Origin of the sequence: Azorhizobium doebereinerae UFLA1-100, assembly GCF_000473085.1 — a bacterium.
GTDB classification, from domain to species: domain Bacteria; phylum Pseudomonadota; class Alphaproteobacteria; order Rhizobiales; family Xanthobacteraceae; genus Azorhizobium; species Azorhizobium doebereinerae.
The window spans coordinates 90220-99870 of sequence record NZ_AXBA01000026.1 but is presented as its reverse complement, the minus strand read 5'-3'; the positions used below and the strand labels follow the sequence as shown (position 1 = coordinate 99870).

The window sequence follows — 9651 nt, the reverse complement described above, 5'->3', positions numbered from 1 at the left end:
TGCCCGCCCAGGCCGTCATGGCCGATACCGCCTATGACAGCGACGCCCTGCGCGCCACAATCGCGGCAAGGAACGCGCAGGCGGTCATCCCGTCCAATCCATCCCGCGCCAGGAAGCATAGCCTCGACAGGCACCTCTACGCTCAGCGCCACCTGATCGAATGCTGCTTCTCCAAGCTCAAGCAGTTCAGGCGTGTCGCGACCCGCTTCGAGAAGACCGCGCGAAACTACCTCGCCATCGTCACAATCGCTGCCATCGTCCTGTGGATCAGGTAACTGTCCACACCACCTAGGCCTCGTGACCACACAGAACGTCACCGATCCTGCCCTGGGCCCCGCCGGGCAGGCCCTGTTGCGCCAGGGCCTCGGGGCGAAGGCGGTGCTCGACACCCTTCTCGCCGGCACGGCCGATCCCGCCTATCGCCAGGCCAGCGTGATCGACCGCTACGGCCAGGTGGCCTGGCACTCCGGAGCGCAGGCGCTGCCGCTGGCAGCGGTCGCCGCGGGTCCCGCCTGCCTCGCGCTCGGTAACCTGCTGGCCGACGAAGGCGTGCCGCAGGCCATGCTGGACGCCTTCCTGGGCGATGCCGCCCTGCCCCTCGCGGAGCGGCTGCTGCGCGGCCTGGAAGCCGGCCTTGCGGCGGGTGGCGAGACGGACGACGAGCACGCGGCGGGCCTCCATGTGGCGCAGACCTACGACTGGCCGGTGGTGGATCTCAGGGTGGACTGGCACGAGGCCCCCATCACCGAATTGCGCAGGCTATGGACCCTCTACGCCCCGCAGCAGGCGGCCTATGAGAGCCGTGCCCGCACCCCCGCCGAGGCGCCCGCCTTCTGAAGCCACCGAGGTCTGGCGGCCTTGCATTCCGAGGCCGCTCAAGCGGCCTCGGGGGGAAAGGCGACGCCGCCCGCCGTGGGGCCGATGCCCACAACGCGGCCCACGGGCCAAAGGCCTGGGGCCTCGGTGCCCGGCACCCGCACCAGCAGGCGGCCGCCCGCTGCGGCGGGGCAGTCCACCACCATGTCCACATGCGAGCCCTGGTAGACGTGCGCGGCGATGGTGCCCGGCACGCCGCCGCCGGCCTCGCCGATGGCCAGCGCGTCCGGCCGAACGAACAGGTCCACCGCTGCGCCCGGCGCCAGCCCCTCGATCGTCTCCGCCGGCACCTGAGCCCGCACGCCGCCCACCAGCACGCTGGCCTGATCGCCCTGGCGGCGCTCCAGCCGGGCCGGCAGCACGTTCACGTCGCCCACGAAGGCAGCGACGAAGCGGTCGGTCGGGCGGCGGTAGATCTCGTCCGGCGTGCCCACCTGGCGGATGCGCCCGGCCGACATCACCGCGATGCGGTCCGACATGGACAGCGCCTCGCTCTGGTCATGGGTAACGAAGATGGTGGTGACGCCCAGCCGGCGCTGGATCTCCTTGATCTCCACCTGCATAGAGCCGCGCAGGTTCTTGTCCAGCGCCGAGAACGGCTCGTCCAGCAGCAGCAGCTTCGGCCGGATGACGAGGGCGCGGGCCAGCGCCACCCGCTGCTGCTGCCCGCCGGACAATTCCTTCGGCTTGCGGTGGCCGAAATCCGCCAGCTTCACCAGCGCCAGCATCTCGTCGACCCGCTGGGCGATCTCCCGCTTCGGCACGCCCCGGGCCGCGAGGCCGTAGCCCACGTTCCTGGCGACATTCATGTGCGGGAACAACGCGTAGTTCTGAAAGACCACGCCGATTTCCCGCGCATAGGGCGGGGTCTCGGTCATCAGCTGGCCGTCGACGAAGATCTCGCCCCCGTCCGCCTCCAGGAAGCCGGCCAGCAGGTTGAGCAGCGTGGTCTTGCCGCAGCCGGAGGGGCCGAGCAGGGTCATGAAGGTGCCCTGCTCGATCTTGAGCCACGCCTCGTGCAGCGCGGTGAAGGCGCCGAAGCGCTTGGTCACGCCGTCGATCTGGACGCCGATGCGGCGGGCGGCAGCGGCGGCGGGAGCATCGCTCCCCGGGGGGATGCGTTCAGCGGGCATGCTCAACGTTCAGCACCTTTCCGAGGCCGAGGAAGCGGTTGGCGATGGTCAAAAGCGTCGCCGTCACAACGATGTAGACGACGGACAGCGCGGCCAGCGTGGGGTCGGCATATTCGCGGACGTAATTGTACATGGCCACCGGCAGGGTCTGGGTCGCCTGGGCGGTCACGAACAGCGAGGCGGTGAATTCGTTGAACGACAGGATGGCGGCGAACAGCCAGCCCGAGACGAGGCCCGGCAGGAGCAGCGGCAGCGTCACCGTCACCAGTGCCCGGCCGGGCCGCGCGCCGAGGCTGGCGGCGGCCTGCTCCAGCCTGGCATCGAGATTGCGCAGCGAGACGTAGACCGAGCGCATCACGAACGGCAGCACCAGCACCACATGGGTGGCGATCACCAGCGCAAAGGTCCGCGCCGCCTGGATTTGTGCCGCCAGGATGAGGAAGCCGAGGCCGATGGTGAAGTGCGGGATCACCAGGGGCGAGACCAGGATCGCCTCCAGGGTCCGCTTGCCGCGGAAGCTGTAGCGGTCGAGCGCGAAGGCGAAGCCGGTGCCGACCAGCAGCGCGAGGGTGGAGGCGAAGGCGGTGATGATCAGCCCGTTGCGGAAGCCGGTGGCGAAATCCTTGTAGGAGAAGGCCCGGGCGAACCAGCGCAGCGAATAGCCGGTGGGCGGGAAGCTCATGATCGCCTTGTCGTTGAAGGCGGAGAGGGTGACCACCACCGCCGGCAGCAGGATGAAGGCCACCACCAGCGCCACGGCGAGGCGGCCGGCGAGGCCCAGCAGGCGGTGGGAGAGCGGGCGGCGCATCAGTGGGCTCCCAGGCGTTCGAGCGGCGCCAGCGCGGCCTTCGCCAGCGCCAGCACGGCGACGGTGAGCGCGAGGCCGGTGACCGAGAGCGCCGCCGCGAACGGGAAGTTGAAGGACGAAAAGCCCAGTTGATAGATGAGGGTAGACACCATTGGCACACGCCCGCCGCCGATCATCTGCGGGGTGGCGAAGGCCGAGAAGGTCCAGGCGAAGGCGGTGGTGACGCCGGCCACGATGCCGGGCATGGACAGCGGCAGGGTCACGGTCAGGAAGGCGCGAACCGGCCCCGCGCCAAGGCTGGTGGCGGCCTTCTCATAGTCCAGGTCCACGTGGGACAGGGCGGCGGCAAGCATGATGACCATCACCGGGAGGGTCACATGCACCAAGGCCACCACCACGCCGAAGGTGGTGAACATGAGTTGCACCGGCCTGTTAACCACACCTATTGCGAGCAAAATGGAATTGATGAACCCGGAATTCCCCAAAACAATGATCCATGAGTAAGTCCGCACGACTTCGCCAAGGAACATTGGGGTCAATGCGGTAATGAGCAGGAAGGATTTCAAGGCGATAGAGCGGGATCGCACAATGGCGTAGGCGAGTGGATAGGCAACAATCAACGTTGCCAGCGCCGTCATGAGACATATTGCGACAGTCTGTAAGAAAACGTCCGCATAGAGCGGGCGCAGCAGAGCGGCGAAATTGGCGAGCGTCAGCCCGCCCGGCTCCATGGAACCCGGCACGAAGGCGCGGAAGGCGAACTGCAGGATGGCCGCCAGCGCCGCCACCAGCGCCAGCGCCGCCAGCGCCGCCGGGGAGACGAACAGGGCAAGGAAGGGGCGGGTCTTCATGGCTCGGCCTGCGGAGGAGAGAACCTGTGGGGAGAGAACCCGCGGGGAGCGGGCCTGTTGGGGAGCGGGCCTGCGGGGCCGCGCGGCCGGGGGAAGCCGGCCTGCGGCGCCGCGGGACTGCCCGGCCGGATCGCCGGCCGGGCCGGTCTGGGCTGTTCAACGGCTCACTTGCCCATCATGTTCTCGGCGAACCACTTGCGCCACTCGGCGGTCTTCTCGGCGCGCAGCTTGGGGTCGATGACGATCTGCTTCGACCACTGCTCGGCCGTGGTCAGCACGCCGGGCAGCTTGGCCACCTCCGGGTCCACCTTGGCGTTGGTCACCGTGGGGGAGCCCTTCTTCAACTTGGCGATCTCGCCCTGCACCGCCGGGTCGAGGGCCATGTTGATGAACTTGTAGGCCAGGTCCTGCTGCTTCGAGCCGGCCATGATGGCGACCGTGTCCACGCCCAGCACGCCGCCCTCCTTCGGAGTGGCCACCGTGATCGGAACGCCCTGCCCGATCATGTAATAGGCGTTCATGGACAGCATGATCTGCACCGGGGTCTCGCCGGTGGCGATCAGCTGCTGGGAGTTGGCGTCATTGGTGTAGAAGGCCTTGAAGTTGGGCTTCAGCTCCAGCAGCTTCTTCTCGCCCTTCTGCCAATCCGCCGGGCTGCCGCCGGAGAGCAGCGCCGCCACGCTGATGATGTGGCTGGGGTCGAAGTCGGGCGCCGCCAGCATGCCCTTCAGCTCGGGATTCCACAGGTCGGCCCAGCTGTCGAACTTGATGCCCTTCGGCGTCAGGTCGGCGCGGTAGCCGATGGTGTAGACATAGCCCCAGGTGCCCAAATGATAGGGGCTGACCTTGGCCTCGGCCACCAGATTGGCGGCGTTGGGGATCTTGGCGAGATCCAGCTTCTCGAACAGGCCGTCGCCGGAATACAGGAAGCCCACGTGCGAGGTGGTGAAGGTGATGTCGCTCTCCGGCGACCCCTTGGCCAGCTTCGCCTTGTTCAGGCGATCAATGGTACCGCCGGTGATGTACTCGACCTCGACGCCGGTCTCGGCGGTGAACTTCTTGCCGATGGTGTCGGCGATCAGGTCGCGGAAGCTGCCGCCCCACGTGCTCACCACCAGCTTGTCCGCCGCCTGGGCGGGCGCGGACAGCAGCGCCGCCATCACCGCGCCGACGGCTATCAAAGAGGTCTTCATGTCCCGTTCTCCTCTGGAACCGCCTTTTCGGCAGCATTGTATGGGATAGAGATAAGCAGAACGACATGCTGCGACGCAAGGTCACAATTGATGTATCGCAAATATTTTTCGTGTTTCGAGGCAATATGAACGCGGATAGTCTCCGGATCACGGATGATCCGGAGACTGATATATTTATGTGAGCAACAAAATTACGAATTAAGTCCCGTAATTACTTACACCTCGCGCTCAACAGGCTCCCTCTCCCGCTTGCGGGGGAGGGCTTTTCCCCGGCGCCCCGCGCACCTGCCCGCCTCGCCTCACGCGCGCTCGGCGGGGATCTCGGCGATGATGTCGATCTCCATCAGATATTCCGGCTTGGCGAGGCCCTGGACGATGATGCCGGTGGAGACCGGGAACACGCCCTTCAGCCATTTGCCCACCACCCGGTACACCGGCTCGCGATAGGCCCGGTCGGTGATGTAGATGACGATCTTGACGACGTCCTCCAGCCGGGCGCCGGCCTCCTCCAGCAGCACCTTGGCGCAGCTCATGGCGTTCTCGGCCTGGGCCGCCGCGTCGCCGACGCCGACGATGGAGCCGTCCAGCGCCATGGCGGTCTGGCCGCGCAGGTAGACGGTGTTGCCGGCGCGCACCGCCATGCACACGTCATTGTCGAGGCTCTGCTCGGGATAGGCCTGCTTGGTGTTGAACGGGCGGATGCGGGTATGTGTGGGCACGGCTGTCCTCAAGCAATTGCATTCAGGCGGTTGTCGTCAAGCGGCGGTCATCAAGCAACTTGGAGCCGCCGGTAGGCGCGGTTGGCATAGATCAGCGGCTCGGCGGCGCCCGTCCCGGCGGGAGCGAGCGCCAGCACCTCGCCGGCGACGATGTGATGGGTGCCGAAGGCGAAGGTCGCCGCCAGCTTGCAGTCGAAGGTGATGAGCGCGCCGCGCAGCGCCGGGGCGCCGGTGGCCAGCGCCTCCCATTCGGCGCAGGCGAACTTGTCCGCCTTGAAGGCCGGCACCTGCCCGGCGAAGGCATCGGCCACGCCCGACTGGTCGTGCGCCAGCACATTGGCGGTGAACACGCCATTGGCCAGCAGCGCCGGCAAGGCGGTGGAATTGGCGTGCACGCACAGCACCACCGATGGCGGCTCCATGGAGAGCGAGGAGAGCGAGGACACGGTGAGCCCGGCCCGGCCCGCCGGGCCGTCGGTGGCGATCACCGCCACGCTGGAGGCCATGTTGCGCATGGCCTCCTTGAACAGGGCCGGGTCCAGCGGGCTCATTTCAGGGCGCCCAGCACGGTGTCGGAGAGGCCGGCGGTCTTGCGCACGAAGTCGAGCGGGCCGGAAAAGTCGAAGTTCTTGTAGACCGCCGCCAGGTGGTTGAAGTGCGGCGCCTGCGCGAACTGCACGAAGGCGAGGCGGTGGCCCGCATAGTCCGACGAGACGAGGTCGCGGGCGAAGGCCAGCAGCTTGCGCCGGTCCTCGGACTGCCAGTTGTCGTTCAGCGTATAGAACTTCTTCAGCCAGTCCTTGCTGCCCGCCGCCTCGAACGCCTCGGCGTTCGGCGTCACGCAGATCTGGCCGCCGATCAGCTCGCGGGTGGCGTGCATCATGGCGGGCAGCTGCGAGCAGGCCAGCACCCGCCCCGCATAGAGGATGGACTGGTTGGGCATCAGCAGGCCGGCGGGGCTCTTCTCGGCCAGCGCGATGGAGGCGACGAGATGGGCGTTGATGCCCTCGCGATAGACCGCGAGGTCCGCCAGCTTCTCCTGCACCGATTGCAGCTTGTCGAGGCCGGTCTGCTTGGCGTTCCACAGCGCCGCGCCGATCATCATGTCGGCGTTGTAGAGCAGCCGCAGCACATAAGGGAAAGCCGAGTAGCGGTGCAGCGTGCCGCGCACGAACTGCGCCGCCTTGGTGTAGCGGTAGAAGAAGACATCCTCCCAGGGGATGAGCACGTCGTCGAACACCACCAGCGTGTCCACCTCGTCATAGCGGTTGGCGAGGGGGTAGTCGCGCGGGTCGGTGCGGCCGGCGAAGCCGGCGCGGCAGATGTGCTTCACGCCCGGCGCGCCCATCTTCACGATGCAGCCCAGCGCGTAGTCGCTTTCCTTCTCGTCCGTCCAGGCCCCGACCGTGGGCTTCAGATAGGCCTGGTCGGCATAGGCGGCGGCGGTCTCGTACTTGGCGCCGCGGATGATGATGCCGGCGTCGGTCTCCTTGGTGACATGCACCATCATGTCCGGGTCGCGCTCGGAGATGTGGCGGGAGCGGTCGCCCTTCGGGTCGGTGTTGGCGGAGACGTGGAACGGATCCTCCTCCACTACACGCCTGATGTGGTTGTCGATATTGGCGGCGAAGCGCGGGTCGATCTCCGCCAGCATGTCGCGGCCGTCCTGGAGCGACCACATCTCGCCGATGGTCTCGTCGCCGACGCGGGTGACGACGCCGCCCACGTCCTTCAAGAGGATGTCCACGCCCTTCCACTTGTCGTGCCAGTGCTGCTGGGTGCGCGGGGGCTGGTGGAAGATGGAATGGACCGCATTGTCCTCCACATAGGTCAGCGCGGCCTTGTGCGCTTCCTCGTGGTGCAGGTCGTACATGCACGCCTTGATGTCCACGATGGGCTTGAAGGCGGGATGGGTGGTCACGTCGGTGACGCGCTCGCCATCCATCCAGATCTCACGGCCATCGCGAATGCCGTCCTTGTAGGCGGCGCCGGTCCTGATCATGTCCCGCATGCTCCCAAACTGGTCATGCTCAATCTTGTGGCAGAACGATAAATCGGTAAAATACTTAAAACCGGGGGATAAGATCGGGTTTCTTGATGCAGATCAAAGCGGGCGACCGCCATATGTTCAGAATGGCAAATTCACCTTTGATTTCGGGCCGCTTCCGCCCTTGCCCCGCACCGCCGCGCACGCCGCCTGGAACCGGCCGGTGAACCTGTCCCTGCGCGCCCTGCGCTATGTCGTGGCCACCGCCGACAGCGGCAACGTCACCGAGGCAGCCCGGCGGCTCAACGTCTCCCAGCCCTCCGTCTCCGCCGCCATCGCCCAGAGCGAGGCGGCGGTCGGCACCGCCCTGTTCGTGCGCCACCATGCCCGCGGCATGACGCTGACCGCCGCCGGCCAGCGCTATGTGAACGAGGCGCGCCACCTGCTCGCCCATGCCCGCGACTTCTCCCAGAGCGCCCGGGCGCTGGGCGAGAGCCTGAAGGGGGAGATCGCGCTCGGCTGCTTCCTCACCCTCGCCCCGCGCTTCATGCCCGGCCTGCTCGCCGCCTTCGCCGAGGCGCAGCCCGGCATCACGGTGCGGCTGGAGGAAGGCGACCAGCAGGAGATCATCGAGGGCGTGCTGTCCGGGCGAATCGAGCTGGCCGTCTCCTATGGCTATGCGGTGCCGGAAGAAGTGGTGGGCGAGCGCCTGATCGACCTGCCGCCTTTGCTGGTGGTGAGCGCCGACCATCCGCTCGCCGGGCGCGCCTCCGCCTCGCTGGCGGAGATCGCCGACGAGCCGTTCCTGCTCTACGACCTGCCGCACTCGCGGGACTATTTCTTCTCGCTGTTCGCCCAGCTCGGGCTGGAGCCGCGCATCGCCTTCCGCTCCCGCTCCTATGAGCTGATCCGCGGGCTGGTAGGCCAGAAGCGCGGCTACACCATCCACAATGCGGCGCCGCGCACCACCATGGCCTATGACGGCTCGCAGGTGGCGGTGATCCCGCTCTCCGAGCCGCTGCCGCCGACGCGGGTGATGCGCCTCAGCCTGCGCCGCCAGGCGCTGCGCCCGGCGGTGGAGGTGTTCGCGGCCTTCCTGTCGGAGGCCTTCGCGGACGGGGGGCTGTTCGCGCCCGGCTCAATAGCCCCGGCCGGGATCGACCCGGTTCAGCACCGGCTCGCCTGAGCGGATGCGGCGGATGTTCTCCGCGATCTGCGCCGCCGCCGACTTCGGCAGGGCGATGGAGGCGAGGTGCGGGGTGATGAGCACGTTGTCCATGGCCCACAGCGGGCTGTCCGGCGACAGCGGCTCATGCTCGAACACGTCGAGGGACGCCTCGGAAATATGGCCGGACTGGAGCGCCGCGATCAGCGCCGGCTCGTCCACGATGGGCCCGCGCGCCACGTTGACGAACTTGGCGCCCTTGGGCAGCAGCGCGAGCCGCTCGGCGTTCAGCAGGTGCCGCGTCTCACCCGTCAGCGGCAGCATCACCACCAGGATGTCGCTCTCGGACAGGAATTGCGGCAGCGTCTCCAGGCCGTGGCGGCAGTCGATGCCCGGCAGGCTCTTGGGGCTGCGCGACCAGCCGTGCACCGGATAGCCGAAGCGGGCGATCTCATGCGCCGCCGTGGCGCCCAGTTCGCCGAGGCCGAGCACGCCGACGCGGACCTTGTCCGGCGTGGTGGGATGGATGTAGCGCCAGCGGCCCTCGCGCTGGGCGCGCTCGAAGGGGACGATGTCGCGCGCGTGGCGCAGCACGCACATCAGCACGAAGCCGGCCATCATCTTCGACATCTCGGGGTCCGAGAGGCGGGTGATGGGCACGTCCGGCAGGTCGTCGCGCGCCACCAGCGCATCGACGCCGGCGCCCAGGTTGACCACCAGCTTGAGGTTCACGAACGGCCTGAAGAAGCCGTGCGGCGCCTTCCAGACCACCGCATATTGCACGTCTTCCGGCGGGCAGGGCGGCGGCCCGTCGATGGCGGTGTGCATGGCGAGATCGGGCAGTTCCCGGCCCAATGCCGAGAGCCACGCCTCGGCCACGTCCGCCTTGCTGTAGAAAACCAGTGCCTCGCTCAACACG

Annotated in this window: 11 protein-coding genes; 3 read left to right on the top strand and 8 right to left on the bottom strand. The window is 67.7% G+C overall.

The window, feature by feature from the left end:
- Window positions 1–275, top strand: a 275-nt coding sequence (locus tag YU1_RS0118295; RefSeq protein WP_029004079.1) for an IS5/IS1182 family transposase, incomplete at its 5' end; no start/stop codon positions are given.
- Complete coding sequence (locus tag YU1_RS30090; protein WP_035715825.1) at window positions 193–837, top strand: DUF1028 domain-containing protein; 645 nt, start codon at window positions 193–195, stop codon at window positions 835–837. The genes YU1_RS0118295 and YU1_RS30090, both read left to right, overlap by 83 nt.
- Before the next feature lie 38 nt (window positions 838–875).
- On the opposite strand, the gene YU1_RS0118285 is transcribed toward YU1_RS30090, so the two are convergent.
- From YU1_RS0118285 to YU1_RS0118255, 7 genes are all read right to left on the bottom strand, one after another.
- Window positions 876–2009: an ABC transporter ATP-binding protein gene (locus YU1_RS0118285; RefSeq protein WP_035715823.1), complete on the bottom strand. Its 1134-nt coding sequence runs from the start codon at window positions 2007–2009 to the stop codon at window positions 876–878.
- On the bottom strand, window positions 1999–2817 hold the full coding sequence (locus YU1_RS0118280) for an ABC transporter permease (RefSeq protein ID WP_029005320.1): 819 nt from the start codon (window positions 2815–2817) through the stop codon (window positions 1999–2001). The genes YU1_RS0118285 and YU1_RS0118280 overlap by 11 nt, the downstream gene beginning before the upstream one ends.
- Window positions 2817–3668 (bottom strand): ABC transporter permease, encoded by an 852-nt coding sequence (locus YU1_RS0118275; RefSeq protein WP_029005319.1) that lies wholly within the window; start codon window positions 3666–3668, stop codon window positions 2817–2819. Before YU1_RS0118275 ends, YU1_RS0118280 begins: the two co-directional genes overlap by 1 nt.
- Before the next feature lie 164 nt (window positions 3669–3832).
- Window positions 3833–4861, bottom strand: a complete 1029-nt coding sequence (locus tag YU1_RS0118270) for an ABC transporter substrate-binding protein (RefSeq protein ID WP_029005318.1) — start codon at window positions 4859–4861, stop codon at window positions 3833–3835.
- Window positions 4862–5160: 299 nt separating this feature from the next.
- Entirely contained in the window at window positions 5161–5580 is a 420-nt protein-coding gene (locus YU1_RS0118265) for a RidA family protein (protein WP_029005317.1), read from the bottom strand.
- A gap of 50 nt (window positions 5581–5630) precedes the next feature.
- Window positions 5631–6131 carry a flavin reductase family protein gene (locus tag YU1_RS0118260; protein ID WP_029005316.1) on the bottom strand — a complete coding sequence of 167 codons (501 nt, stop codon included), beginning with the start codon at window positions 6129–6131 and terminating at the stop codon, window positions 5631–5633.
- A complete protein-coding gene (locus YU1_RS0118255; RefSeq protein WP_029005315.1) occupies window positions 6128–7582 on the bottom strand; it encodes a 4-hydroxyphenylacetate 3-hydroxylase family protein in 1455 nt (484 codons plus the stop codon). The genes YU1_RS0118260 and YU1_RS0118255 overlap by 4 nt, the downstream gene beginning before the upstream one ends.
- Window positions 7583–7790: 208 nt before the next feature.
- Between YU1_RS0118255 and YU1_RS0118250 the strand changes: the two genes are divergently transcribed.
- On the top strand, window positions 7791–8753 hold the full coding sequence (locus tag YU1_RS0118250) for a LysR family transcriptional regulator (RefSeq protein WP_029005314.1): 963 nt from the start codon (window positions 7791–7793) through the stop codon (window positions 8751–8753).
- Here YU1_RS0118250 and YU1_RS0118245 read toward each other — a convergent pair.
- On the bottom strand, window positions 8706–9650 hold the full coding sequence (locus YU1_RS0118245; RefSeq protein ID WP_245263374.1) for a 2-hydroxyacid dehydrogenase: 945 nt from the start codon (window positions 9648–9650) through the stop codon (window positions 8706–8708). The genes YU1_RS0118250 and YU1_RS0118245 overlap by 48 nt on opposite strands.
- Window position 9651 lies beyond the last annotated feature (1 nt).